Origin of the sequence: Methylobacterium amylolyticum, assembly GCF_030700245.1 — a bacterium.
Classification (GTDB): Bacteria; Pseudomonadota; Alphaproteobacteria; order Rhizobiales; family Beijerinckiaceae; genus Methylobacterium.
Genome location: NZ_JAUYZI010000001.1, coordinates 55,403 through 80,282, shown reverse-complemented (window position 1 = coordinate 80,282; position 24,880 = coordinate 55,403). Strand labels below are relative to the sequence as shown.

Sequence of the window (24,880 nt, the reverse complement as noted above, 5' to 3'; positions counted from 1 at the left end):
GGCTCTCTAATTCGACCCACGGCATCGAAAGGGAGGCAGCATGCGGTCGTTGCGTGTCACGGGCCACGGCGTGGATCTCGGGGAGAGCCTGCGCAGCCGCGTCGAGGAGCGGATGTCCGCGACGCTGGCGAAGTACATGGACACGCACATGAAGGATTCCTGCGCCGGCCACGTCACCCTGCGCCGGGACGGCACGGCCTTCCGCACCGACTGCGTCCTGCATCTCGTCTCGGGGCTGACCATCGAGGCGGCCAGCTCGGCGCACGATCCGCGGGCGAGCTTCGAGCAGACCGCCGACCGGCTGGAGACGCGGCTGCGCCGCTACAAGCACCGGCTGAAGGAGCACGCGACCGGTCCGGGCGACGCGGCGGTCGAGGCCGCCTACGCGGTGTTCGCCGCGCCCGAGGACGACGACCCGGAGCCGGAGGTCGACGGCGACGCGCATCCGCCGATCGTGGCGGAGAGCACCCGCACCCTGGAGCGCCGCACGGTCGGCGAGGCGGTGACCGCCCTGGACATGACCGGATCGCCCGTCGTCGTGTTCGTCCACGCTGGCACGGGCCGCGTCAACGTCGTATACCGGCGCAGCGACGGGGCGATCGGTTGGGTCGACCCGCCGACATCCGGCGCCTGATCCCGCATCCGCGCGGAACGGAGCCGGAACCGGCGCTTCGCCGGGCCATTGACCCGCGGGGGCGGCTCCTCACCGAGAGGGAGAGCCGGGTCCCCGCGAGCAAACCGGTTCCGCGGTGATCCCGGTCGACGGGGCGACGGACGTTCGATGCCAGTTCTCGAGTTTCTCGACCCCGAATCGGTGGTGCCCTCCCTGCGTGCCCGCGCGAAGAAGCAGGTGTTGCAGGATCTGGCCGCCCAGGCGGTGCGCCGTCTGCCGGTGCTGGGGGAGCGGCCGGTGTTCGACACCCTGCTCCAGCGCGAGCGGCTCGGCTCGACCGGGGTGGGCGACGGCGTGGCGATCCCGCACGGCAAGCTGCCGGGGCTCGACCGGCTGTTCGGACTGTTCGCGCGGTTCGACCGCCCGGTGGATTTCGAGGCGCTCGACGGCCAGCCGGTGGACATCGCCTTCCTGCTGCTGGCGCCGGAAGGGGCCGGCGCCGACCACCTGAAGGCGCTGGCGCAGGTGGCCCGCATCCTGCGCGAGCCGGGGATGCTCGCGAGCATCCGCGCGGCCCGGGACGCGAGCGCGCTCTACGCGCTGCTCACGCGCTCCACCGCGCCCCAGGCCGCCTGATGCGCGCGGCCCTCCCGGCGGCCCTGCTGGCCCTCGCCCTGTCCGGACAAGCCCGCGCCCAGGGGGGCGACGCCACCTGCGCGCGCGACCTGCTGGTGGCGCAATCGATGCAGCGGCAGGCGATCGACCAGCTCGAACAGGCCGACGGCGACGACGCGAAGAGCTGCCGCATCTGGCGGCGCCACGTGGAGACGATGCGGCGGGTGGCCGGCGTCTACGCCCGCTGCCTGTCCGGCTCGGAGCGCACGAGCCGTCTCGCGCAGGTCCAGGGTTCGGAGAAGGAGTTCGCCACCGCCGTCCGGACCCGCTGCCCGAAATCCTGAGGGGTCGGTCGCCGGGGCCGGCCGCGGCCGGGGCGCGTCAGTTCGCGGTCCGGATCAGCGGCTCGGCCACCATCTTCACCGGCTTGCCGCGCCCGATCAGGATCGCGGCCCGCGAGCGCTCGGGATCGTCCTCGAACCGGGTCCGCACCCAGCTCACCAGGAACTTCACGTATTCCGAGGCGAGCAGCCGTGCCGCGGGCAGGCTCTGCCACCAGCGGTCGGGATCGAAGCTCTCCGCGACCACGGCGTGCGGCACCACCCGCTCGCTGTCCTGAAGGGCGTGGTCCAGCTCAATCAGGGTGCGCGGCATGTGGTAGTTCGAGGTCACCACCGTGACCGTGCTGAAGCGGTGCGCGCGCATCCAGCGGCGGGTCTCAATGGCGTTGCCGATCGTGTTGCGCGCCCGGTAGTCGAGATCGACGCAGCAGGCGATCAGCGTGCGCTGCGTCGGGTTGAGCCGGGCGATCTCGTCGCGGCTCGTGCGCTCGTTCACCCCGGTGATCAGCAGGCGCCGGCCGTAGCCGCCGGCCAGGAGGTCGATCGCGTCGCCGATGCGCTGGGCGCCCCCCGTCAGGGCGACGATCCCGTCGGCGCGCCCCTCCGGCAGGCGCTCGACCCGCTGGAGGGCGTCCACGAAGGCGAGGAACCCGCCGAGGAAGCCGAGGATGCCGAGGGTCGAGGCCGCGAGACCGAGCCGGGCGGCGACCCGGGTGCGCCCCGGCGCCGGGGCGGGGACCCGCCGCGCCGGCACCGCGCGCTGGTGCCAAGCCCAGCCGAGGACCTCGATCGCGTTCGGTGCGGGCGCGCGCGTCATACGCGGGTTCATCCTCCGGAAGACTAGCGCCGATTGCGGCGACCGAGTGGCGGCCCCCGTCCGATCGACCCGCGCATCAACCGCCTCCAGAGGTTTCCGGATGGTTAACGCGCCGGGATCGCGCTTCGTCCGCCGCGCCTCGCAAACCTCACGCGAGGAAACGCCGCACGGTCAGGCGGGAGACCACGCCCGTGACCAGGGAGGCGATGACCCCGATCAGGATGACGCTGGCGTAGCCGCGCCACCCGACGCTGAACGTCCCGAACAGCGCCTCGATCTCCTGGCCCGCCGGGCCGGACCGGGCGGCCCGGGCCAGCAGGCCGGCCAGCGCGAAGGCGAGGATGGCGAGCCCGGCGCCGATCGCGCCGCCGCGCAGGCCCAGGCCGAAGAAGCGGCGCTGGAAGGAGCGGGCGATGAAGTCGTCGTCGGCGCCGACGAAGTGCAGCACCTCGACCACCTCGCGGTTGCCGGCCATCGCCCCGCGGGTCGCGAAGGTCACGGCGAGCCCGGTCGCCACCAGCACCAGCACCACGACGCCGATGCCGAGCCCGACGAAGGCCCCGGCCGCGGTGGAGAGGCGCTGGAGCCAGAGGGCGTGGTCGTCGAGGCTCGCCACTCCCGGCAGCGCCTCGGTCAGCCGGGTGCGCAGCCGCTTCAGGTCGGCGGTCTGGCCGCCGCCGAGCCGGAGCGCGATCAGGCGGGGGACCGGAAGGTCGGACAGGTCGAGGCCGCTGCCGAGCCACGGCTCCAGCAGACGCTCGGCCTCGGACTTGGAGAACACCCGCGCCTCGCCGATGCCGGGCTCCGAGCGGGCGATCGACTCGGCGCGGGCGAGGTCGGCGTCGACGTCGCGGCCCGGCCCGGGCCGGACCTGGATCGTCACCTCCTGCGCGACGCTGCCCTGCCACTGGGCGGCGTTCGAGGCGACGATCTCCGCCGCCCCCGCGCACAGGCCGGCGAGGAAGGTGAGGATGGCGATGACCGCGGCGAGCGAGCGGCCCGCGGAGGTGTCGGTGGGCACCAGCGGGGCGTTGCGCCGCAAGTTGGCCGGCAGGCCCGGGTCGGCCGGCGCGGCGGCCGCGGCCCGGGGCCGCGTCTCGGTTTCGGTGCTCATTCCTCGACCCGCAGCCGGCCTTCGCCCAGCACCATGCGGCGGGCGTCGACGGCGTCCATGATGCCGAAATCGTGGGTGGCGATGATCACCGAGGTCCCGAGCTTGTTCAGTTCCAGGAACAGGCGCAGCAGCCGCCGGCCCAGCCCGGGATCGACGTTGCCGGTGGGCTCGTCGGCGAGCAGCAGGTCGGGCCGGGCGATCAGCGCGCGGGCGATGGCCGCGCGCTGCTTCTCGCCGCCCGACAGGAGCGGGGGCAGGGCGTGCATGCGCTCGCCGAGGCCCACCCAGCGCAGCAATTCGACCACCTCGGCCCGGTAGCTCGTCTCCTGCCGGCCCTGGACGCGCAGGGGCAGCGCCACGTTCTCGTAGGTGGTGAGGTGGTCGAGCAGGCGGAAATCCTGGAACACCACGCCCATCCGCCGCCGCAGGCCGGTGAGCTTCTGGCTGGAGATGCCCGCGACCTCCTCGCCGAACACCGAGACGAGGCCGCGCGTCGGCCGGACCGAGAGCAGGATCAGCCGCAGCAGCGTGGTCTTGCCGGCGCCGGAGGGGCCGGTGAGGAACTGGAACGAGCGCGGGGCGATGCGGAAGCTCACGTCCGACAGCACCTCCGGCCCGAGCCCGTAGCGCATGCCGACGTTCTCGAACTGCACCACGGGTCGTTCCGCGCCGGGCAGCAGGCTCTTCATGCTCGCCTGTATGTTCAAGGCCGCCCCACCGGACATCCGATCGTCCCGCCCGCCATCGCCGCACCGGCCGGCGTTTTCAAGGCCGCCCGCGCGGCGGCCGCTTCACGCGAGGTTAACCCTGTTCGGGCACGGTTTCTCAAGGGGTTTGCCGGTGCCCTCCGGTGCGGACCCTCCGCCGCGAGCGTTCCGCGTATGCTGATCACCTGCCCGACCTGCGCCAGCGAGTACCGGATCGACGCCGCCCGGGTCGGCCTGGAGGGCCGCTCGGTGCGCTGCGCGGCCTGCCGCGAGACGTGGTTCATCACCCCGGGCGAGGCGCTCGCCGCCCACGCGGCCGAACTCGAGGTTGCGGCCGAGCCCGACCCGGTCGCGGACGCGGCCTGGACGGAGGCCTCCGCCGCGGTCCGCGCGGCCGCCGGGCCGGAGGCCGAGACGCCCGCCGAGCCGGCACCGCGCGCGGCGCGGCGATCCAAGCCCGCGGCGCGGCGGCGCGCGTGGCGCGGCCCGTCGCCGGCGCTCGCGGCGGGCCTCGTCGTGCTGGCGGCCCTGCCGCTCGCCTGCCTCGCCCGCGAGAGCGTGGTGCGCGCGGTGCCCCAGGCGGCCGGGCTCTACGCCCGGATCGGGCTGCCGGTGAACCTGCGCGGCATCGAGATCCGCGACGTGGTGGCGTTCGCCAACCCGGCCGAGGGCGCGCGGCCGGCCGAGCTGGTGGTCGAGGGCGATCTCGTCGGCGTCGGGCGCGCCGACGTGCCGGTGCCCCCCCTCTCGGTCGAGATCCGCAACGCGGCGGGGCGCGCCGTCCGGACCTTCGCCGCCCCCGCGCCGCGCGCCGTGCTGGGCAGCGGCGAGACCGCGCGCTTCCGCGCCCACCTCGTCGATCCGCCCGAGGCGGGCCGCGCCGTCGAGCTGCACTTCGCCGAGGCCGGCCCGGCCCCCGCCCGGCAGCAGGAGGTGGCGCGCCACTGAGCGGTCCGGCGGGCGGCCTGCGCCTCGAATCGCGTCCGAACCGTCGCGCGCGCCGGGCGCGCGGATGGCCGCGGGACGACGCGGCGCGCCCGCGCTATACCGCGCGCCGTCGCCGGGCCGCGTCGCTGCCGCCCGCCACCGGAACGGTCCCGATGTCCTCCAACTCCCTCGTCCTCGTCGCCTGCCTCGCGGTGGCCGTGGTCCTCGTCCTCGGCCTCGCCAACATGATGCGCGGCGGCAGCGCCAACCTCTCGCAGAAGCTGATGCGCCTGCGCGTCCTGCTGCAATTCGTGGCGATCCTGGTCATCATGGGCGTCGTCTGGTGGCGGACCGCCTGATCCCGCGTGTGTGACCCGGCATGTGTGACCCCCCATGTGCGACCTCTGCGGGTGTGACCCCGGCGCCGCACCGCGCGCCTTTCCGGCCGCGGGCCGGATGATCGGCCGCCGACCCCGGCGGAGCGCGTGCTAGGCTCGGCCGACGCCACTTGAGCCACGCCGCACGGCCGAGCCCGCATGACCGCCCCTCACCGCGCGCCCCTGAACCGCGCGCCCCTGTGCAGCGCCCCCCTGCGCATCCTCGCCGCCGGCCTCGCGGCCGCCGCGGCCGCGCTGCCCGCCGCGGCGGCCGATGTGCCGGCCCATGCACCGTCTCTCCCGGCGGCCTACGCCGCGCCGGTGCAGCCGCTCAGCATCGTCTCGGAGCTGCGCATCGGCGGGTCGGTGCAGGATCCGGGCAGCGCCGAGGGCAAGGTGCCGGGCTTCAGCAAGGCGAACGTCAACGGCGAGATCCTGTTCGCCAAGCCGGTCGTCAGCGCCGACCCGTTCTGGCAGGCCTTCGTCCCGCGCCCGACGGTCGGCGGCAGCTACAACACCGGCGGCCGCACCAGCTACGCCTATCTCGGCGCCACCTGGACGATCGAGATCTTTCCCGAGACCTTCGGCCGGCGCCTGTTCCTCGACGGCTTCTTCGGCGGCGCGGCCCACAACGGCTATACCGGCCCGAAGGCGGGCACGCCCTACGGCTTCAACACGCTGGGCTGCTCGCCCCTGTTCCGCGAGGCCGCGGCGCTCGGCTTCCGGATCACCGAGCGCTGGAGCGTGATGGCCACCGTCGAGCACATGTCGAATGCCGGCCTCTGCGCGAACAACCGCGGGCTGACCAATTTCGGCGGCAAGATCGGCTACACGTTCTGATACAGGCTCTCGCCGGGACGGACCCTTGGTCAAGCTCAACCGCATCTACACGCGCACCGGCGACAAGGGCACGACCGCGCTGGCCGACGGGCAGCGCCGCTCGAAGGCCGACCTGCGGGTCGAGACCTACGGCACCGTCGACGAGACCAACGCCTGCATCGGCCTCGCCCGCCTCCATACGGAGGGGCCGCTCGACGCGATGCTCGGCGCGATCCAGAACGACCTGTTCGACCTCGGCGCCGACCTCGCGACGCCCCCCACCCCCGAGCCGCTGCCCTACGAGCCGCTGCGGATCGTCGCGAGCCAGGTGGAGCGGGTCGAGCGCGACATCGACGCGCTGAACGCCCCGATCCCGGCGCTGAAATCCTTCGTCCTGCCCGGCGGCTCGCCGGCCGCCGCCGCCCTGCACCTCGCGCGCACGGTCTGCCGCCGCGCCGAGCGGCTCGCGGTGCGGTTGGCCGACAGCGACGGCGAGACCGTGTCGCCGGAGGCGCTGCGCTACCTCAACCGCCTGTCGGACTTCCTGTTCGTCGCGAGCCGGGCCGCCAACCGCGACGGGGCCGACGACGTGCTCTGGGTGCCCGGCGCCAACCGGTAGGCCCGCCCCGAACGGCGCGCGGACCGGCGCCGCCCGAGCCCGCCGGGGCTTTTGCACGGCCGCCTCCGGACCCGCGTTGACAAGGCGGAAATGTGGCCGCTACGGTCCGCCGCCTTTGGGCAGGCCCGGACCGTCGCGCGCGCGGCGCTGTCTGTCGGGCCGGCTCCTCGTAGACCAAGAAAATCCGCGGGAAGGATCGAGACCGCCATGAAGGTTCTGGTGCCCGTCAAGCGGGTCGTCGACTACAACGTGAAGATCCGCGTCAAGGCGGACGGCTCGGGCGTCGAACTCGCCAACGTCAAGATGTCGATGAACCCGTTCGACGAGATCGCCGTCGAGGAGGCGATCCGCCTGAAGGAGAAGGGCACGGTCACCGAGATCGTCGCCGTCTCGATCGGCCCGCAGCAGGCCCAGGAGACCCTGCGCACCGCGCTGGCCATGGGCGCCGACCGTGCCATCCTCGTGAAGACCGACGTGAACTGCGAACCGCTGGCGGTGGCCAAGCTCCTCAAGGCGGTGGTCGAGAAGGAGGGCCCGCAGCTCGTCATCCTCGGGAAGCAGGCGATCGACGACGATTCGAACCAGACCGGCCAGATGCTCGGCGCCCTGCTCGGCTGGCCGCAGGGCACCTTCGCCTACAAGATCGAGGCGGGCGAGGGCGCCCTCGACGTGACCCGCGAGGTCGACGGCGGCCTCCAGACCGTCGCCCTGAAGCTCCCGGCGATCGTCACCACGGACCTGCGCCTCAACGAGCCGCGCTACGCCTCGCTCCCGAACATCATGAAGGCCAAGAAGAAGCCGCTCGACGAGCTGAACCCCGAGGGTCTCGGCGTCGACGTGACCCCGAAGCTCAAGGTGCTCAAGACCGCCGAGCCGCCGGGCCGTCAGGCCGGCGTCAAGGTCGGCTCGGCCGCCGAGCTGGTCCAGAAGCTCAAGGTCGAGGCGGGGGTCATCTGATTTCTCGCGTCATCTGATTTTTTCGGACTCGGCGGCGCTCCCTGACGACAGGTCGAGTGCCGCGATCCGCAACTTTAAGGATCACCGCACATGACCACGCTTCTCTTCGTCGAGCACGGCGACGGCCGGATCAAGGACGGCACGCTCAAGGCGCTCACCGCCGCCAAGGCACTCGGCGCGCCGGTCCACGCCCTGGTGCTGGGCTCCGGCTCGAAGGGGGCGGCCGAGGCCGCGGCCAAGCTCGACGGCGTCGAGAAGGTGCTGAGCAGCGAGGACGCCGCCTACGACCACGACCTCGCCGAGCCGGTGGCGGCGCTGATCGCGGCGGTCGCCGAGCCCTACGAGACGATCATCGCCTCGGCCTCGACCACGGGCAAGAACGTGCTGCCGCGGGTGGCCGCGCTGCTCGACGTGGCGCAGGTGTCCGACATCATCAAGGTCGTGTCGCCCGACACGTTCGAGCGGCCGATCTACGCCGGCAACGCCATCCAGACGGTGCAGGCGCCGGGCCCGAAGCGGGTCATCACCGTCCGCACCGCCGCGTTCAAGGCGGCGGAAGAGGGCGGGGCGGGTGCCCCGGTCGAGGCCGTGTCGGCGGCGGCCCCCGAGGCCGGCGGCTCGACCTTCAAGGGCGAGGAGATCGCCAAGTCCGACCGGCCGGAGCTGGCCTCGGCGCGGATCATCGTGTCGGGCGGCCGCTCGCTCGGCTCGTCGGAAAAATTCCACGAACTGATCGAGCCGCTGGCCGACTCACTGGGTGCTGCGGTCGGCGCCTCGCGCGCGGCGGTGGACGCCGGCTACGCCCCGAACGACTGGCAGGTCGGCCAAACCGGCAAGGTGGTGGCGCCGGACCTCTACGTCGCGGTCGGCATCTCGGGGGCGATCCAGCATCTCGCCGGGATGAAGGATTCGAAGACCATCGTGGCGATCAACAAGGACGAGGACGCGCCGATCTTCCAAGTGGCCGATTACGGCCTCGTCGGCGACCTGTTCCAGATCGTGCCCGAGCTGAAGACAGAGATCGCGAAGGCCAAGGGCCAGTAGCGGGGTCGGTCGACCGGCGGGAGCGGGCGGGACCGCGTCGCCCACCGGTCACGGCGGGCGGCCTTTGTCGCACTGCACGCGTCGGCGGGTTCCGTCTTGGCGCCGGATTGGTCTAGAAGGCTGCGACGGCACGGTTTCGGCGCGCCGGGGCGCGGACTGCATCCGCCCACCGGGCAGGCGGGTTCGGGCGTCCGCTATCGGGGGCACAGGTCGACAGATGGGCATGGAGATCAAGCGGGTCGGCATCATCGGCGCGGGCCAGATGGGCAGCGGCATCGCGCAGGTCTGCGCCGCGGCCGGCATCGACGTGGTGCTCAACGACCGCGACCCCGACCGGCTCCGCAACGGCCTGTCGGTGATCGAGGGCGGCTATGCCCGGCTCGTCTCCAAGGGCAGCCTCGACGAGGCCGTCAGCCGCGAGGCCCGCGAGCGCATCGTGACGGGCAGCGGCTTCGGCGATCTCGGGACCTGCGACCTCGTGATCGAGGCCGCCACCGAGAACGAGGCGACGAAGCGCGAGATCTTCTCGACCCTGTGCGCGTCGCTGAAATCCGACGCGATCGTGGCCACCAACACCTCGTCGATCTCGATCACCCGCCTCGCCGCGGCGACCGACCGGCCCGAGCGGTTCATCGGCATCCACTTCATGAACCCGGTGCCCGTGATGCAGCTCGTCGAGCTGATCCGCGGCATCGCCACCGAGGACGCGACCTACGAATCGGCCAAGGTGTTCATCGCCAAGCTCGGCAAGATCTCGACGATGTCGGAGGATTTCCCGGCCTTCATCGTCAACCGGATCCTGCTGCCGATGATCAACGAGGCGATCTACACCCTGTACGAGGGCGTGGGTTCGGTCGAGTCGATCGACACGGCGATGAAGCTCGGCGCCAACCACCCGATGGGGCCGCTCCAGCTCGCCGACTTCATCGGCCTCGACACCTGCCTGTCGGTGATGCAGGTGCTCTACGAGGGGCTCGCCGACTCCAAGTACCGGCCCTGCCCGCTGCTGGTGAAGTACGTCGAGGCGGGCTGGCTCGGCCGGAAGGCCAAGCGCGGCTTCTACGATTACCGCGGCCCGACCCCGATCCCGACCCGCTGATTGTTCTCAGATTCGGCCGCCCGGGCTTGGCTCGGACGGCCCTCGGAGAGGACGGCTTACTTCGCCGTGCCGTTCGCGCCCGGCTGGGCCGGCTGCGGGTAGCTCGGGTTGCCGCCGGGGACCGCGGTCGAGTTCGACGACGACGTGCCGGAGCCGCCGTTGACCGAGCCCGTGACCTCGCGGCGCGACGCGTCCTGGCTCTGGCTGGCGTAGTCCTTCGGCGAGTTGGCGCCGTTCCAGGTCAGCAGCCCCACGGTCGCCACCGCGAGCAGCACGAGGCTCGCCACCAGCACCCACAGCACCGGCTTGCCGCGCTCGCCCTGGCGGCTCTCCTGCGGGTTCAGTTTCTCGACCATGTGAAAACCCTCGTCGGCGGGACGCGACGCGCTGGAACGCGGTCTGCGACACGATTGCGTTACCGGCCGCCAACGCGGCGCCGCCGAACGGGGTTCCTCCCGCCGGAGCGCTCTCCGCCGAAGCGGGTGCCGGTTCGGCGAAAGAGAGCGCGTCAAAACAAGGACTTGAGCCGCTACCGCCCCGTCACCAGCAGGATCTTGCCGAGATGGGCACTCGACTCCATCAGCTCGTGCGCCTCGCGCGCCCGCTCCAGCGGGAAGGTCGCGTGCGTCACCGTGCGGATCGTCCCGGCGTCGAGCGCCGGCCAGACGTCGCGGCGCAGCCCTTCCGCGATCCCTGCCTTGTCGGCCTTGGAGCGCGGCCGCAGGGTCGAGCCGGTGAAGGTCAGGCGGTTCCGCATGATCGGCGTGATGTTGAGCCCATCGACCTTGAAGCCGCCCATCAGCGCGATCAGCACCAGCCGGCCGTCGGGGGCGAGCGACTTGATGTTGCGGGGCAGGTAGCTCGCGCCGATCATGTCGAGGATCACGTCGACGCCGCGCCCGTCCGTGAGCCGCTTGATCGCCTCGGCGAAGTCCGCCTGCTTGTAGTCGATCGCCGCGTCGGCCCCGAGATCCTCGCAGAACCGGCACTTCTCCGCCGAGCCCGCCGTGGCGAACACCCGGGCGCCGACGAGCTTGGCCATCTGGATCGCGGTGGCGCCGATGCCGCTCGACCCGCCGTGCACCAGGAACGTCTCGCCGCGGGCGAGGCGGCCGCGCTGCACCACGTTGGTGTAGACGGTGAAGAAGGTCTCCGGCAGGCCGGCCGCGTCGACGAGGGAGATGGGGGCCGGCCGCGGCAGGCAATGATCGGACTCGGCCACCGCGAACTCGGCGTAGCCGCCGCTGATCACCAGCGCGCAGACCTCGTCGCCCACGGACAGGCCGGAGACGCCGTCCCCGAGGGCGGCGACCCGGCCGGCCACCTCCAGGCCCGGGATCTCGGTCGCCCCGGGCGGCGGCGGGTAGAGGCCGGCCCGCTGCATCACGTCCGGCCGGTTCACCCCCGCGGCGGTCACGGCGATCAGAACCTGACCGGGCCCCGGGCTCGGCACCGGCGCCGTCTCGACGGCGAGCACTTCCGGGCCCCCCGATCCGTCGAAGCGGATCCGGCGCATCGTCTCGGGCAGGGTCGTGTCGGCCATCGCAGCCTCCTCGGCACGGTCCGACCCGGGACAACGGATCGGCGCGGTCGCCCCTACTCCTACCCGGCGGGGCGCTTGGCAAGCCGGGCCGGCCGCTGGACGAGGCCCCGAGAGGCACCGGCGCCCCGTGCGGGGGAGGGGGCGGCCCCGAGCGCTTGGCATGCGGGGCGGGCTTTGGTCCCGCGGCCCTGCATGCTAGTCCGATCCGGTCCGGCGTCGGGACGCCGGGCATGCCCAGCCCTCCTCGAAGCGCCGCCCCATGTCAGACACCCTTCCGGAACCGCGCCCGCTCGCCCTCGACGCCGCGCGCGAGGGCGCCCGCACGGACGGGCTGAAGATCACCCAGCGCCCGCGGCGCAACCGCAAGGCGGCGTGGTCGCGCCGCCTCGTCCGCGAGCACACGCTGACCGTCGACGACCTGATCTGGCCGATGTTCGTGATCGAGGGCGAGGGCCGGCGCGAGCCGATCGCCTCGATGCCCGGCGTCGAGCGCCTGTCGGTGGACGAGATCGTCCGCGACGCCGAGCGCGCGGCCAAGCTCGGCATCCCGGCGATCGCCTTCTTCCCCTTCACCGAGGTGTCCCTGCGCGATCCGACCGGCTCGGAGGCGCTCAACGCCAACAACCTCGTCTGCCGCGCGGTGCGGGCGGTGAAGCGGGCGGTGCCCGAGGTCGGGCTGATGACCGATGTCGCCCTCGACCCCTACACCAGCCACGGCCACGACGGCCTGCTGCGGGACGGGGCGATCCTCAACGACGAGACGGTGGCGCTGCTCGTCGAGCAGAGCCTGATCCAGGCCGAGGCCGGCTCCGACATCATCGCCCCCTCCGACATGATGGACGGGCGGGTCGGCGCGATCCGCACCGGGCTCGACCGGGCGGGCTTCCTCGACGTGCAGATCATGGCCTACGCGGCCAAGTACGCCAGCGCCTTCTACGGGCCGTTCCGCGACGCGATCGGCACCAGCGCGGCGCTGATCGGCGACAAGCGCACCTACCAGATGGACCCCGGCAACTCGGCCGAGGCGCTGCGCGAGGTGCGCCTCGACCTCGACGAGGGCGCCGACTCCGTGATGGTCAAGCCCGGGCTGCCCTATCTCGACGTGATCCGCCGGGTCCGCGACACGTTCCAGGTGCCGACCTTCGCCTATCAGGTGTCGGGCGAGTACGCGATGATCGAGGCCGCGGCCCGCAACGGCTGGCTCGACGGCGACCGGGCGATGCTGGAGGCGCTGCTGGCCTTCAAGCGCGCGGGCGCCGACGGGGTGCTGACCTACCACGCCCCGCGGGTCGCCGAGCGCCTGCGCGCGGCGTGAGCGGTGCCGGGCGGCGCTCGAACGCGCGCGCGCCGCAGCGCGCGTCGCCCGTGAGCGCCCGAGCCCCCGGCGTTCGACGGCGGCACCGTTGAGGCCGACGCATCGCCGGCTGATCGCCGCGGGGCTGATCGCGGGATTCCTCGGCGGCCTGGCGACCTGCCAGGACACGCTCGGGCGCGAGCGGGTCGCGGTGTGCCGGCGGGCCCTTCCGGCGGTGGCGCAGCCCGCGGAGGTGCGCCTGCTGCGGGCCGGCCCGGGACCGGCGCCCGGCACGGTGCGGGTCGATTACGAGGCGGGGAGCCGGCGCCACTGGCTGCTCTGCCGCTTCGGGTCCGGCACGGACCTCGTGGCGCTCACCACCGAGGCCGCCGCCTTGTCGGATGCGGCGCTGTACATGCTCAAGCGCTTCTACCTCGACACCCCCGACGCCGCGGCCGCCGATCCCGGGACGCGCTGACGGCCCGCCGTCCAGCGCCGTTGACGCGCGGCGCCGGAACGGGTTCAACCCGCCCGACCCGGGCCCGGACGGCCCGCTTCCGGAGACGCGCGACAGCCCACGATGGACCGGCGCCCGCACACCCATCGCGTGCTTCCGTGCGCGGCCTGACCTCGGCGCGGCGAGCCCCGCGGCCCGGCGACCTCTCCGGCGACCGGATCGAGGGCGGTTCCGGCCCGCCGCCGAGCACCTGGGACACCGCCCTCGTGTGGTTCATGCGGCTGACCGCGCTCGCGTGGCTGTGCAAGAGCCTGTACGCGTGGGCGACGATCCTCGACGTCCTCCCGGGTGCGCGGCCGTTCGAGGTCGAGCCGTTCGGGCGGCAGGCGGCGATCGTCTACTTCGCGGTGGTCGATGCCGCGGCGGCGATCGGGCTGTGGCTGACCGGGGCCTGGGGCGGGGTGATCTGGCTGCTCGCGGTGACCTCGGCGCTGACGCTGGCGGTGCTGACCCCGCAACTGGTTCCGATGCCGGTGCCGCTGATGCTGTTCGGCGTGAGCGTGGTGGCGATCTACTTCCTCCTGTCGTGGCTCGCCGCCCAGGAAGCCCGATAGGCTTCAGCCCGATAGGCTTCAGCCCGATAGGTTCAGCCCGATGAGTTCGGAGCCGCGCGTGCGGCGGGGCGTGTGCCCGCCGAGCGAGGGTGAACGAAGTCTTCCGAATTCCGCTTCAGTTTGTCTTTACCGAGAGAAGTAAATCGCGAATTCATCGTGTCGCTTAAAGCGCCTTTCATCCGCGGCGCATAGCTTTGCCACCATAAGCGGCGCCGCATCGCACGGTCGCTGCAAGATCAGTCGGGCGAGGCCTACGATGAAGTCCCAGAGCGTCAGGACCGCGAACACCCACACCGCCGAGGAGACCGCGCCGGCGGGCGGCTCCTACCTGGAGGCGCTGCACCTCGTCGAGCGGCTGCACCGCCGCCTGCTCGACGTGATCAAGGACGAGTTCGAGCGCCGCGACCGCGAGGACGTCAACAGCGTCCAGGCGCTGCTGCTCTACAACATCGGCGACAAGGAGCTGACCGCCAGCGAGCTGCGCACCAAGGGCTACTACCTGGGCTCGAACGTCTCCTACAACGTCAAGAAGCTGGTCGAGGCGGGCTACCTCCACCACGCCCGGTCGAAGACCGACCGCCGCTCGGTGCGCATCAGCCTCACCGACAAGGGGCGCCAGGTCCACGAGATCGTGCGGCAGCTCTACGACAAGCACGCCCGCACCATCGCCCCGATCGGCGGCATCTCGGACGAGGATTTCGGCCGCCTCAACGTCGCGCTCGCCCGGCTCGAGCGCTTCTGGACCGATCAGATCCGCTACCGGCTCTGAGGCCCGGGCCGGGGCGGGGTGCCCCGGCTACAGGTTCAGCAGGCCGGCGATGCCGGCGATCACCGCGTAGGCGAAACCGGCGTTGATCACGACGCCGAACAGGCCGACCGTCAGGCCGGCCATCACCACCACGCCGTCCCGCTCGACGAGGCCGAGCCCGACGAGGCAGACGGCGAGGCCGAGGGGGATCTGGCCGACGACCGGCGCGGCGACGATCAGCGCCAGCGCGAGTGCCAGCAGCGCCACCCCCATGCCGCGCATGCCGAGCGCCGTCTCGAACACCGAGAGCCGCGGCCGCGACCAGCGCTCCAGCCGGCGCAGGATCGGCACGGCCCGGGTGACGGCCCGCTTGACGTCGGCCAGCGCGATCGACCGGACGAGGAGGCTGCGCGGCAGCCACGGCGCCGACATGCCGGCGGCGATCTGAATCGCCACGAGCAGGAGCAGCAGGCCGCAGATCAGCGGGATCGGGGGCGGCATCGGCAGGCAGTTCGGCAGGCCGAGCAGCACGACGAGCAGCGCGAAGGCGCGGTCGCGCAGCACCGCCACGATGTCCGCCACCGTCAGCCGCTCGCCTTCCTGGCTCGCCAGCACGGTGAGGACGTCCGACGTTCGTGCACCGGAAGACAAATGCCCGCCAACCTTCACTGACCCGCGCGGGCTCTATCCGAGATCGCGCGCCGCGCCAAGCGCGACGGCGTTCCGGTCGCCCGCCCCGACCGTCACCCCCACGCGTCTTTAACTTCAGGTATGAAAATTGGCGAATAAATCAATCTCACATCAGAAATGGCGCGAGAGCACCAGCTCTCAATACATCCGCAGGATGTACAACGAAAAATCAGTGTTGAAGATCAAATTTGCTGGTTTAGGATCTGAAAATTCGATATAGATTGGAGAAAGTTCTGTCGCAACCATCGGACTGTGCAGGTGCGCGATCCGAGAAGCCTGTTCGGCGGCGCGCGTCCACTGCCGGCGGGGGGCGCGGCGCTGCTCGCCGCTTTGGCCGGCAGCCCCGCCGCGCTCGGCGGGGAGCTCGACGCGCTCCTGTTCGGCAGTCTCGACGCCGGGGCCGCGACCTTCGTCACGGCGGGCGCCAAGATCGCCCCGGGGCCACTCGACCGCGCGGGCTTCGCGATGCTGGCGAGCGTCGGCGGCGGCCGGCGGACCGAGCGCGGCGGCTGCGATTGCGCGCCCGGTCGCGGCTACGACCTCGCGCTCACCCGCTACACCGTCGCCGGCGCGGCGGTGCTGGGCTACCAGTGGTTCTTCGACTGGGGCGTGGTCGCGGCCTTCGCCGGTCCCGAGGGCACGATGGAGCTGCTGACGGACGGCCGGGCGGTCGCCGCCCTGCCGGCGCGCTTCGGCCTGCGGCTGCACGGGGAGGTCTGGGCCCGCCCGACGGAAGAGACCCTGCTCCAGGCCACGGGCATCGCCGGCTCCGCGCGCGACAGCGTCTGGGCGCGGCTCGCCTGGGGCTACCGGCTGTGGGAGACCTATCTCGGGCCCGAGGCGAGCCTCTACACCGACGCCACCGGCTACCGGAAATGGAACCTCGGCCTGCACGGCACAGACTTCGCGCTGGGCCGCTACAGCGTCCGGGTCTCGGCCGGCGCGCAGATCGAGACCGGCGCGCGCCGGATCAGCCCCTACGTGGCGCTCTCGGTCTGGGCACCCTGGTGAGCCTCCGGCGCGGCCGACAGGGACGCGAGGAACCGCGCGGCGTCCCGCCGGATCTCGGCGCGGCGCTCCGGACCGAACCCGTCGAGGGTCCGGTAGGGCATCGTCAGGCGCGGGTTGTCGGCGAGCCGCGCCGCATGCTCCAGCAGAAAATTCCAGTAGAGGTAATTGAACGGGCAGGCGCGCGGGCCGGACTTCGCCCGCACGTCGTAGGCGCAGGCGCCGCAATAGTCGGACATCCGGTCGATGTAGGCGCCCGAGGCCGCGTAGGGTTTCGAGCCCATCACGCCGCCGTCGGCCCACAGCACCATCCCGTGGACGTTCGGCAATTCCACCCACTCGTAGGCGTCGGCGAAGACGACGAGATACCACGCCTCGACCTGGGCCGGGTCGATCCCGGCGAGCAGCGCGAAGTTGCCCGTCACCATCAGGCGCTGGATGTGGTGGGCGTAGGCGCGGGCGCGGGTCTCGGCCACCACCTCCCGCACGCAGTTCAGCGCCGTGTCGCCGGACCAGTAGAACCACGGCAGGTCGCGCCCGGCCCCCAGCGCGTTCGAGGCGCGGTACTCCGGCATCCGCGCCCAGTAGAGGCCGCGCACGTATTCCCGCCAGCCCAGGATCTGGCGCACGAAGCCCTCGGCGCAGTGGAGCGGCGCGCGGCCCGCCCGGTAGGCGGCCTCGGCGGCCCGGCACACCTCCGCGGCGGTCAGCAGGCCGGCGTTGAGGGCGGGCGAGATCAGGGCGTGGTAGAGGTGGGGCTCGCCCGCCTTCATCGCGTCCTGGAAGTCGCCGAAGCGCGGCAGGCAGGCCTCGACGAAGTGCGCGAGCGCCGCCAGCGCGTCGACGCGCGTCACCGGCCAGGCGAAGGCGGCCGTGTCGCCGAAATGGTCGCCGAACTCGGCCTCCACGAGGTCGATGGCCGCGCGGGTGATCGCGTCGGGCTGGAAGCCGAGCCGGTCCGGCGGCCGGTGCCCCTTCGGCAGGCGCTTGCGGTTCTCCGCGTCGAAGTTCCAGCGCCCGCCCGCCGGCTCCGGACCGTCCATCAGCAGCCCGGTCCGGCGGCGCATCCCGCGGTAGAAGGTCTCCATGCGCAGGTGGTGGCGCCCCGCCGCCCAGCGCTCGAAATCCGCGCGCGGGCAGAGGAAGCGGTCGTCGGCGCGGATCTCGACCGGCGTGCCCAGCGTCTCGCGCCAGTCCTGCATCATCTCCCAGACCCGCCACTCGCCGGGCTCGGTGACGACCACCCGGTCCGGCCGGTGCCGCGCGAGCGCCCGCTCCAGCTCGCCGGTGAAGGTGCCGGCGTTGCCGGGATCGGTCAGCCGCACGTAGTCGACCGCGACGCCCTCCTCCGCCAGGGCGGCCGCGAAGTGCCGCATCGCCGCGAACAGGAAGGCGATCTTCTGCTTGTGGTGCCGGACGTAGGTGGCCTCGGCCCGCACCTCGACCATCAGCACCACGTCGCGGGCGGGGTCGAGGTCGGCGAGGCTCGACACGGACCGGGTGAGCTGGTCGCCGAGCACGAAGCGCAGGCTTCGGCCCGCGCGCCGCCCGCCATCGCCACCCGCCTCCGGTCTCAGCCCCAAGCCCGACTCCTCGCTTCCGACGCGGCGCTCGCGCCCGCTCGGCGTTCACGGTAAAGCAGGCCGGGAGCCCGGGGAGCCGGCCTGATGCCGCCCTCCCGCACCACGAGGTCGCAGGCGGCAGCATGAAGTTCGCGTTCGCCGGCATCGACTTCCTCGGCGGCGTGTTCGAGGCGCTGATCCAGGCCGGCTGGACGCCGATCAAGCTGTTCACCCGCCCCTGCGACGGGATCTACGACCACAACGAGACCGTGGTCGCCCGGGCGCGGGCCGCCCGCGTGCCGATCCAGCTCTCGCGCATCCGTCAGGCCGATCTCGACGCGCTCCAGGCCGAGCACGGGCGCGACTGGGCCCTGGTCGTGGCCGGCTATCCCTGGCTGGTGCGGGGGTGGCGGGGCCGCGCGGCCTACGCCCTCAACCTCCACCCCTCGCCCCTGCCGATCGGGCGCGGGCCCTACCCGCTGTTCCGGGCGATCCTCGACCGCTACGAGACCTGGGGCGTCACCGCCCACGTGCTGGCCGAGGAGGGGTTCGACACCGGCGACATCCTCGCCCAGGAGATCTTCCCCGTCTCGGCCGCCGAGACGCACGAGAGCCTGCTCGCCAAGTGCCAGATGGCCGCGCGCCGCATCGCCGCCGGGCCGCTGGCCGCGGACCTGCCCGCCCGCTGGCGCCGGCCCGAGCCGCAGGGCGACGGGTCCTACTGGCGGCGGGCCACCGACGCCGACCGGACCCTCGACTTCCGCCAGGACGTGGAGGCGATCCTGCGCCGGGTCCGGGCCTTCGGCGGCGTCGAGACGATCGCCCGGCTGGGCGAGGCGCGGGCCTACGTCGCCGACGCGCAGGGGTGGCGCGAGGCGCACACGCACGCGCCCGGCGCGATCGTCCACCGCCACCGCCGCCACGTCGTGGTCGCGGCGCAGGACGGCTACGTGCAGGTGACCCGCTGGTCGCCCATCGCCCTGGCCGAGGCGGGCCAGACCGGCCGCTGAGGCCGCGTCCGTCCCCGGACCGTGCGGGGCCAGGGGCGGTTGCGCGGAACCGTCGCGGGACCGGCCCGTTCCTCCCCCGATCTGGAGGTGACCGCCATGCCGAACGTCGCAACGCTCGCCGCCTGCGGGATCGCGGCCCTGCTCACCGGGCCCGCCCTGGCCCAGGCCGTGATCGTCGCGCCCGACGACTTCTCGCCCGACGACGAGGTCGTGGTGCGCGAGTATGTGGTGCGCCGGCCCGTCCTCGCCCCGGATCCGATCGTGGGATCGATCCCGCTCCGCCCCGGCAGCATCGTGCCGGCCGACGTGGCGCTCGCGCCGTTCACCGACGCGCCGAACCCGAGCCTGCGCCGCTACGGCTACTTCGTCGCCCCCGGCAACAAGGTCGTGGTGGTCGATCCCGCCACCCGGGCGGTGGTGCGCATCCTCGATCGCTGAGGCTGCGCCCGGCGGACGGCATCTCGCGGTCGGCTTGGCTCGACAGCCGCCGACGCCCGACCGGGGCCGCCACCGGCGGCACCCCGCCCGGAATCCGCTGCGCGGTCGTCGCGAAAGCCGGGCAGGCCGTTGACGGAGGCCCCCGGGCCGTTCAAAAGACATCGCGTTGCGGGCGTAGTTCAGTGGTAGAACGTCAGCTTCCCAAGCTGGCCAATACCGGCCTGCGAACACGAATTTCGTCAACAACCTGAATACGTTAGCGAATTTTGGCTTACGTTACGAGCAGGTTTCTTCGCCTACGAAGAAAAACAACTTAATTCAACGGGTTGCGAGCTTTTCCGGCGTTTCATTCGATCCGTTCCGGCTGCTCCGCGGCACACGGTTGGCACAGGCTCTAGCCGCGTCGTTTGGGACGCGAGCCCATTTCCTTTGCTTTTCCAGCAGCCTCTGCCGCCATCCGCGCCTTATGCCGCCGCTGCGCTGCCGGGTTGACACTTACCCGATCGGCCTCAGCTTGCCGCGCTGCTTCAGCAGCCTTCCGAGCCTTCCGCTTCTCGATGTAGGCGGCGAGACCGCCGGATTCGCCAGCCTGCCGAGCCGCATCCTGCTCAAGCCATGCCGCCAATGCGCTCGGCTTGGGCGGCGCATCCCGAGATACGCCGGACAGACGATCGATTGCCTGATCGAGAGCGACGATGTCCCAGCGGCGCGTCCCCTTCATCGCCTTTGGGAGCTTGCCGGTCTTCACCCACGTATCGAATCCGGGCTCGGTCAGGCCGCAATAGGCCGCCGCGTCGGCTTTCGCCAGGATGCGCGGAAGATGCTTCGGAGCGGAATCGTTGAGGTCGGGCATGCGGCCGACGATAGGGCGATTCTCGTCGGCCCGGGAAGCTAGGCCTGCGGCGCTACTCGTCGACCGGCATTACCGTCGGCGCGATCCGCCGAAGCTTGTCGAGGACGGCGATGCCAGCATCATCGGCGGCAGTTCCGCCTTCGACGTACCGCGCCCGGAGCGTCGCGAGGTTGGCCTTCACCCGTTCGCGCTGTTCCGGAGTCTCGATCATCGATCCAAGCACGGCGCCAATCACCTCGACGATGGCAACTTCTGCATCACTCATAGTCACAACCGAAACAGACACGTTTTGTTCTCCTGCCTGGAAACCCACTTAACGCGGTAATCGCCAAACCGTTCACGACGATGTTACCCGCCCCGCGCTAGCCGCGCGGCGGCCAGGATCGCCTGCGCGGCGACTTCATCCTGATCGACGACCTGCGCAGGCTTCGTGGGCGTGTTGCGGAGCGAGGGGAACACGGGCTCGACCGGACCGGCCCTGTCCATCAGTTCCATCAGCAGTGCCGTGGCCGAAGGTTTCGGCGCGGTCTGCGGCTTCACCCGCGCCGGAGTAGGCTTCGGCGCGGGCTTAGGCGTGACGGGAGCCGCCATCGCCGTAGCGGCCTTCGAGGCTATGCGCGCCGCCTCAAGCTCCCGGAGAAGGTCACTGCGCGTGACGGCACGAAGCGCGTCGACGCTCACCGGCGGCGGAAGCCCATTCCTGGCCCGATCGTCACACGCCTTCTGAAGGCGGCGCTCGACCTCGATCCTGATCTCGCTCTCAAACATCACGTCCCCCTCAATCGCTCAACATTCCGCTTTGTTCGGACTCGTACTTTTCGAGCACGCGGCGCACGGCGCGCTCGATCTCGCGGTTCAGGTCGGCCGAGCCGCTGCCGCCCGCCTGAACCTGCATCGTCACGGTCAGGTCGCCCCGCTTGACGTGCGTCACATTGGTCGTGCCGCCGCTCCCCCCGGCCGCACCGATATCGGCGGCCGACGGCGCGCGCGGGCCGCCGCCCGACGTGCTCCCCGCCGCCGCGAGGCGCCGGTAAGATCCATTCGTCTCGATCCGCCCCGCGCTGCTCGGCACGAAGATTTCAGGGCCGCGCTCGCCGACGAGGTACGGGGTGCCGGAGAGAACGGGTCCGCCAAGAGCACGAGCCTGCATCGGAGCCGGGCTTGCGGGCGAGGCAGATGCGACCCCCCCGCCACCGCCAAACATCGACTTCGCCTTCGCCCACGCGGCCGACGCGGCGTCGCCGACGGCGCTCGCAAGCCGGCCGGCGGCGCTCGTGACGCCGCTCACGATCCCGTCGATCAGCGCCGAGCCGAGACCCGCCCAATCGACCGCCTTGAACGCGGCCCATCCCTGCTGTGCGAGGGCGGTCATCGCGGCGGCGAACTGGCCGCCGATGGCCGCGACCTGACCCGGCAGGGCCGTGATCGCGTTGACGACGGCCGCCGCAGCCTGTCCGGCGCCCTCGCCCCAGGTCTTCCACTTCGTGCCGACCTCGTCGATCGGCCCGAGGATCTTGTTGACCGCGTCCCAAACGCTCGTGAGGCCGGACACGACGGCCGTCACGGCACCGGCCGCGCCAGGGCCGAGCGCCTTCGTGAACGCCTCGCCGAACGATGAGAAGAACGTCTTGATCCCGGTCCAGTTGTTCTTCACCCACAGCCCGAGCGCCGCGAGGCCGGCGACGATCGCCGTGAGCGCGATGCCGACCGGGTTGGCGGCAAGGCCCCACATGGCGACGCCGATCGCGCGGAGCGCCACGACCGGGAACATGAGCACGGCGCGGCCGAGGCTCGCGATCGAGGCGCCGATCGTCGCCAGGATGGCGCCACGGCCGCCGACGGCGCCGAGGGCGATCATCCCCGCCGCGAGCGCACGAAGCCGCCCCACCGCCCCCGCAGAGGCCGCCAGGGACACGGCGACGATGCCCTTCGCCACGGCGACGAGCTGGGTCGCAAGGCCGAGGGTCGCGGCGCTCCCGAGCAAGAGCAGGCCCCGCGCGAGCAGCGCCACGCCGCGCACACCCGCCCCGCCGAGCATCATCAGGGGTCCAAGGGCGACAAGCCCGACGCCGATCGCGCCGAGGGCGCCGGTCACACGCGGGCTGGCGGTCGCGAGCGCTGTGACCGCATCCGAGACAGCCGTGATGCCCTTCGCCGCCGCCGGGAACACGGCACGGCCAAGCGACACGGCCAGGGCTTCCAGCGCTGCGCTTAGGTCGTAGACGGGCGCGACGATGCCCTTCAGCGCTATCCCATAGCGGGACTGCGTGAAGCCGGGCGATTCCATCTCGACCTTCTTGATTAGATCAGGAAGAACCGACTGAAGGATCGCCATATATCGGGAGGCGTGGCGGCCTTCGAGGATCGTCGCCACGTCGCCGAGGCCGACTTCGCCCTTGTCTAATTTCGTTTTTAGGTCGTTGAAGAACTTGACGACATCGATCTTCGAGCCGGCGGCGACGATCGAGGCTTGCACGTTCTCGGCGAGCGCCTTCGAGTCGATCGCGCTCTTCCCGGCCCCTGCGACCCCGTCCTGAAGCACCTTCGTAATGGCTGCCGAGAGCGCAACCGGCGACCCGGCGAGCTTGGGATTCTTCAGGAGCTTGTCGATCTGGCCCTGTACGGGCTTGGCGTCGATACCGTCCGCCGAGAGCCCGGCGATGATGTTGCCCGACGTGAGTTGTCGCTTGCCGCCCTGGTAGTCGGACAGCCTCATCCCGACGCGTTCCATCGCGGCGAGACCCTTCGCGGGCATCTTCACCAGCCGGACGATCGCGGAGCGCAGCGCGACACCCGCGTCGGAACCGACCGACCCGTTCTTCGCCATCGCCATCGTGAGGGCGGTCGCCTGCTCAAGGGGGATTCCCGCTGCCGAGGCGGCGCCGCCGATGTAGCGATACGCCTCGCCCATATCGCGCAGGCTGGCCGTCGTCTTCACGGCGGCATAGGTCATCTGATCGGCGACGCGGTTCGAAGACTCCATCGCGTCTTGATAGGTCTTCATCGGAAGCTGAAACGAGTTGATCGTCCGGCTCATCATGTTGCCGACCTCGGCCGGCGTCATCTCGCCGAGAACAGCGGTGGCGAGTGTCTGATCGAGCGCGCCTTTCATCGCGTCGAACTCGAAGCCGCCTTTCAGCATTTCGTTGCCAGCCTTGATGATGCCGGTCAGCGATTGCGGATACTTCTTATTGAGTTCGTTCGCGTACTTTTCGAGTTCGGTGCGCTGCTCGGCGGTCGCGTCGCCGAGGGCTTCGAGCATGTTGCCCGCCTTCTCGAACTCGAAGGCTGTCTTCGCAGCGCCGATGCCGAGCAGGCCGAGCGGTGCCGACACGCTGGCGGTCACGCTCCGGCCGGTGTCCTGAATCCGCTTACCGACCGCGGCCACGCCCCGGCCCGCCGCGTCGATCGTCGACGAAACGCCCGCGTTGACCCTAGACAGGCCCCGCCCGAGGGCGGCGACCTGACTCTGAGCGCCCTTGACGGCACCGGCAAGGCTCGGGTCGAGACGGCCACCGATATCGACCGCGACGCTGAACGCCTTCATTTGAGCACCCGGTCGACCATGGCGCTAACGACGCCGCCAACACGCTCGGCGTCGAACTCGGACAGGCCGTGAATCACAGCGACCGGAACGCTCGCGAGATGAGCCGCAATCGCGATGCCGACCTCGCCGTCGAAGCCGGCGCTGAGCGCCTTCAGGTCGCGCCTCTTCATCGGCCGGATGTGAAGCGCTCCGTAGCGCACCCCGTCATAGTGGACAGGATTGCCGAGCAGGACGGTGATGGGTGCGGCCATTACCGGAACCCGTTCAGGCGGATCGAGTCGTCGCCAGCGTGCAGGCCGGGGAGATGGTCGATCGCGTCGATCAGGTCGGAGTATCCGAGACCCGGATACGACTTGCCGGGGCGCGGGGTACGCCGGAACGCCTCGACATCGCCGATCTCGACGGCCTCGCCGAGTTCCTTCCCGCGTGCCGCCAAGCGCCGTTTGGCGGAGTTGTGGTCTTCGATGGCGGCGAGCAGGCCCGCAAGTTCGGCGGCAAGCCGGGGGTATTCGGCACGGATGCGGTCGGTCAGCGCGACGCCGGCCCGCCGAACGTCGTCGACTTCGGCACGGAAGGCGTCGCGGGTCTCAGCCTCGCGGGCCTCGGCAAGCGCCGTTTCGAGGCCGTTGATCGCGTGCTCGGCGATCTCTGCATCGCGGCGCGCCGTGTCGCGCGCCTCGTCGGCGCCCCGCAGGCCGGCGTTGTTGCCCTCGTCGAGCGCTTGACGCCGAGCCTCGGCGGCGGCCGCCGCGCGGGCCTGAGCATCCGCCAGGGCGGCGCGTTGCGAATCGATCTGGCTGGTCAGGTTTGAAGAGGTCGGCTTCCGACGGCCGAGTAGGCGGGAGATGAGGCTGCTCACGCGCGACCCCCGACGGTCCGGGCCTTCAGGAACTTGACGAGATCGACGTTCGGGTAGAGCGCCTTGCGCGGCGAGAAGCGAACGACGGGGGGGCCTTCGCCCTTCCGCTCCATTTCGCGAAGCGTCTCGGCACTGACGCTGAGGATCTGTGCGACTTCTGAGCGGGTCGCGTATCCTTTAGGGGTGATCTCAGTCATATTAAGCCTTC

The 24,880-nt window shown here is 71.6% G+C and carries 31 protein-coding genes; 17 read left to right on the top strand and 14 right to left on the bottom strand.

All coding sequences use genetic code 11. The features are described 5' to 3' along the window. Positions 1-40 precede the first annotated feature (40 nt). The 3 genes from hpf (at position 41) to Q8W71_RS00435 (ending at position 1,572) form a co-directional block, all read left to right on the top strand. Positions 41-634 (top strand): ribosome hibernation-promoting factor, HPF/YfiA family, encoded by a 594-nt coding sequence (gene hpf / locus Q8W71_RS00445; RefSeq protein WP_305523339.1) that lies wholly within the window; start codon positions 41-43, stop codon positions 632-634. 147 nt (positions 635-781) lie between these two features. After that, positions 782-1,249 (top strand): PTS IIA-like nitrogen regulatory protein PtsN, encoded by a 468-nt coding sequence (ptsN, locus tag Q8W71_RS00440; RefSeq protein WP_305523338.1) that lies wholly within the window; start codon positions 782-784, stop codon positions 1,247-1,249. After that, positions 1,249-1,572, top strand: a complete 324-nt coding sequence (locus tag Q8W71_RS00435) for a hypothetical protein (protein WP_305523337.1) — start codon at positions 1,249-1,251, stop codon at positions 1,570-1,572. The genes ptsN and Q8W71_RS00435 overlap by 1 nt, the downstream gene beginning before the upstream one ends. 37 nt (positions 1,573-1,609) lie before the next feature. On the opposite strand, the gene Q8W71_RS00430 is transcribed toward Q8W71_RS00435, so the two are convergent. The 3 genes from Q8W71_RS00430 to ftsE form a co-directional block, all read right to left on the bottom strand. After that, on the bottom strand, positions 1,610-2,386 hold the full coding sequence (locus Q8W71_RS00430) for a YdcF family protein (RefSeq protein WP_305523336.1): 777 nt from the start codon (positions 2,384-2,386) through the stop codon (positions 1,610-1,612). A 148-nt stretch (positions 2,387-2,534) separates the two neighbouring features. Continuing rightward, positions 2,535-3,500: a cell division protein FtsX gene (locus tag Q8W71_RS00425; RefSeq protein ID WP_305523335.1), complete on the bottom strand. Its 966-nt coding sequence runs from the start codon at positions 3,498-3,500 to the stop codon at positions 2,535-2,537. Further along, complete coding sequence (gene ftsE / locus Q8W71_RS00420; RefSeq protein ID WP_305523578.1) at positions 3,497-4,189, bottom strand: cell division ATP-binding protein FtsE; 693 nt, start codon at positions 4,187-4,189, stop codon at positions 3,497-3,499. The genes Q8W71_RS00425 and ftsE overlap by 4 nt, the downstream gene beginning before the upstream one ends. 192 nt (positions 4,190-4,381) lie before the next feature. Here ftsE and Q8W71_RS00415 point away from each other — a divergent pair, with 192 nt between their 5' ends. The 7 genes from Q8W71_RS00415 to Q8W71_RS00385 all read left to right on the top strand — a co-directional run bounded on the left by Q8W71_RS00415 (position 4,382) and on the right by Q8W71_RS00385 (position 10,049). Continuing rightward, positions 4,382-5,155, top strand: coding sequence for a zinc-ribbon domain-containing protein (locus Q8W71_RS00415; RefSeq protein ID WP_305523334.1), 774 nt, complete (start codon positions 4,382-4,384; stop codon positions 5,153-5,155). A gap of 152 nt (positions 5,156-5,307) precedes the next feature. Next, entirely contained in the window at positions 5,308-5,493 is a 186-nt protein-coding gene (locus tag Q8W71_RS00410) for a twin transmembrane helix small protein (RefSeq protein WP_305523333.1), read from the top strand. Between the two features lie 177 nt (positions 5,494-5,670). Then, entirely contained in the window at positions 5,671-6,351 is a 681-nt protein-coding gene (locus Q8W71_RS00405; protein ID WP_305523332.1) for an acyloxyacyl hydrolase, read from the top strand. Positions 6,352-6,376: 25 nt separating this feature from the next. Next, the gene (locus Q8W71_RS00400; protein ID WP_305523331.1) at positions 6,377-6,949 is read left to right on the top strand and encodes a cob(I)yrinic acid a,c-diamide adenosyltransferase; all 573 of its coding nucleotides are present in this window, start codon (positions 6,377-6,379) and stop codon (positions 6,947-6,949) included. A gap of 207 nt (positions 6,950-7,156) precedes the next feature. Beyond that, on the top strand, positions 7,157-7,906 hold the full coding sequence (locus Q8W71_RS00395) for an electron transfer flavoprotein subunit beta/FixA family protein (protein ID WP_305523330.1): 750 nt from the start codon (positions 7,157-7,159) through the stop codon (positions 7,904-7,906). A gap of 90 nt (positions 7,907-7,996) precedes the next feature. Beyond that, a complete protein-coding gene (locus Q8W71_RS00390; protein WP_305523329.1) occupies positions 7,997-8,950 on the top strand; it encodes an electron transfer flavoprotein subunit alpha/FixB family protein in 954 nt (317 codons plus the stop codon). Between the two features lie 217 nt (positions 8,951-9,167). Then, positions 9,168-10,049: a 3-hydroxybutyryl-CoA dehydrogenase gene (locus Q8W71_RS00385; RefSeq protein ID WP_305523328.1), complete on the top strand. Its 882-nt coding sequence runs from the start codon at positions 9,168-9,170 to the stop codon at positions 10,047-10,049. Positions 10,050-10,105: 56 nt separating this feature from the next. Here Q8W71_RS00385 and Q8W71_RS00380 read toward each other — a convergent pair whose 3' ends face one another. Both Q8W71_RS00380 and Q8W71_RS00375 read right to left on the bottom strand, forming a co-directional pair. Then, a complete protein-coding gene (locus Q8W71_RS00380; RefSeq protein WP_305523327.1) occupies positions 10,106-10,405 on the bottom strand; it encodes a hypothetical protein in 300 nt (99 codons plus the stop codon). Between the two features lie 173 nt (positions 10,406-10,578). After that, on the bottom strand, positions 10,579-11,592 hold the full coding sequence (locus tag Q8W71_RS00375; protein ID WP_305523326.1) for an NAD(P)H-quinone oxidoreductase: 1,014 nt from the start codon (positions 11,590-11,592) through the stop codon (positions 10,579-10,581). A gap of 259 nt (positions 11,593-11,851) precedes the next feature. Between Q8W71_RS00375 and hemB the strand changes: the two genes are divergently transcribed. From hemB to ldtR, 4 genes are all read left to right on the top strand, one after another. After that, on the top strand, positions 11,852-12,907 hold the full coding sequence (gene hemB, locus Q8W71_RS00370) for a porphobilinogen synthase (protein ID WP_305523325.1): 1,056 nt from the start codon (positions 11,852-11,854) through the stop codon (positions 12,905-12,907). Positions 12,908-12,995: 88 nt separating this feature from the next. Next, a complete protein-coding gene (locus tag Q8W71_RS00365; protein WP_305523324.1) occupies positions 12,996-13,364 on the top strand; it encodes a hypothetical protein in 369 nt (122 codons plus the stop codon). 137 nt (positions 13,365-13,501) lie between these two features. Further along, positions 13,502-13,957, top strand: a complete 456-nt coding sequence (locus Q8W71_RS00360; RefSeq protein WP_305523323.1) for a DUF6163 family protein — start codon at positions 13,502-13,504, stop codon at positions 13,955-13,957. Positions 13,958-14,213: 256 nt separating this feature from the next. Further along, on the top strand, positions 14,214-14,726 hold the full coding sequence (gene ldtR / locus Q8W71_RS00355) for a transcriptional regulator LdtR (protein ID WP_305523322.1): 513 nt from the start codon (positions 14,214-14,216) through the stop codon (positions 14,724-14,726). A 27-nt stretch (positions 14,727-14,753) separates the two neighbouring features. On the opposite strand, the gene Q8W71_RS00350 is transcribed toward ldtR, so the two are convergent. After that, positions 14,754-15,356: an exopolysaccharide biosynthesis protein gene (locus Q8W71_RS00350; RefSeq protein ID WP_305523320.1), complete on the bottom strand. Its 603-nt coding sequence runs from the start codon at positions 15,354-15,356 to the stop codon at positions 14,754-14,756. 297 nt (positions 15,357-15,653) lie between these two features. Between Q8W71_RS00350 and bcsS the strand changes: the two genes are divergently transcribed. After that, positions 15,654-16,406: a cellulose biosynthesis protein BcsS gene (bcsS, locus tag Q8W71_RS00345; RefSeq protein ID WP_305523319.1), complete on the top strand. Its 753-nt coding sequence runs from the start codon at positions 15,654-15,656 to the stop codon at positions 16,404-16,406. Here bcsS and Q8W71_RS00340 read toward each other — a convergent pair. Then, on the bottom strand, positions 16,373-17,986 hold the full coding sequence (locus Q8W71_RS00340) for a cryptochrome/photolyase family protein (RefSeq protein ID WP_305523318.1): 1,614 nt from the start codon (positions 17,984-17,986) through the stop codon (positions 16,373-16,375). The genes bcsS and Q8W71_RS00340 overlap by 34 nt on opposite strands. Positions 17,987-18,108: 122 nt before the next feature. On the opposite strand from Q8W71_RS00340, the gene Q8W71_RS00335 reads away from it, so the two are divergent. Beyond that, positions 18,109-18,975, top strand: coding sequence for a formyltransferase family protein (locus tag Q8W71_RS00335; RefSeq protein WP_305523317.1), 867 nt, complete (start codon positions 18,109-18,111; stop codon positions 18,973-18,975). A 96-nt stretch (positions 18,976-19,071) separates the two neighbouring features. Continuing rightward, a complete protein-coding gene (locus Q8W71_RS00330; RefSeq protein WP_305523316.1) occupies positions 19,072-19,413 on the top strand; it encodes a hypothetical protein in 342 nt (113 codons plus the stop codon). Positions 19,414-19,807: 394 nt separating this feature from the next. Here Q8W71_RS00330 and Q8W71_RS00325 read toward each other — a convergent pair whose 3' ends face one another. From Q8W71_RS00325 to Q8W71_RS00295, 7 genes are all read right to left on the bottom strand, one after another. Next, a complete protein-coding gene (locus Q8W71_RS00325) occupies positions 19,808-20,266 on the bottom strand; it encodes a helix-turn-helix transcriptional regulator (protein ID WP_305523315.1) in 459 nt (152 codons plus the stop codon). Positions 20,267-20,318: 52 nt separating this feature from the next. Further along, positions 20,319-20,552 (bottom strand): hypothetical protein, encoded by a 234-nt coding sequence (locus Q8W71_RS00320; protein ID WP_305523314.1) that lies wholly within the window; start codon positions 20,550-20,552, stop codon positions 20,319-20,321. A 62-nt stretch (positions 20,553-20,614) separates the two neighbouring features. Further along, positions 20,615-21,034: a hypothetical protein gene (locus tag Q8W71_RS00315; protein WP_305523313.1), complete on the bottom strand. Its 420-nt coding sequence runs from the start codon at positions 21,032-21,034 to the stop codon at positions 20,615-20,617. Between the two features lie 10 nt (positions 21,035-21,044). Continuing rightward, positions 21,045-23,813 (bottom strand): phage tail tape measure protein, encoded by a 2,769-nt coding sequence (locus Q8W71_RS00310; protein ID WP_305523312.1) that lies wholly within the window; start codon positions 23,811-23,813, stop codon positions 21,045-21,047. After that, complete coding sequence (locus Q8W71_RS00305) at positions 23,810-24,064, bottom strand: phage tail assembly protein (RefSeq protein WP_305523311.1); 255 nt, start codon at positions 24,062-24,064, stop codon at positions 23,810-23,812. The genes Q8W71_RS00310 and Q8W71_RS00305 overlap by 4 nt, the downstream gene beginning before the upstream one ends. Next, the gene (locus Q8W71_RS00300) at positions 24,064-24,672 is read right to left on the bottom strand and encodes a hypothetical protein (RefSeq protein ID WP_305523310.1); all 609 of its coding nucleotides are present in this window, start codon (positions 24,670-24,672) and stop codon (positions 24,064-24,066) included. The genes Q8W71_RS00305 and Q8W71_RS00300 overlap by 1 nt, the downstream gene beginning before the upstream one ends. Then, complete coding sequence (locus Q8W71_RS00295) at positions 24,669-24,869, bottom strand: helix-turn-helix domain-containing protein (RefSeq protein WP_305523309.1); 201 nt, start codon at positions 24,867-24,869, stop codon at positions 24,669-24,671. The genes Q8W71_RS00300 and Q8W71_RS00295 overlap by 4 nt, the downstream gene beginning before the upstream one ends. Between the last annotated feature and the right edge of the window lie 11 nt (positions 24,870-24,880).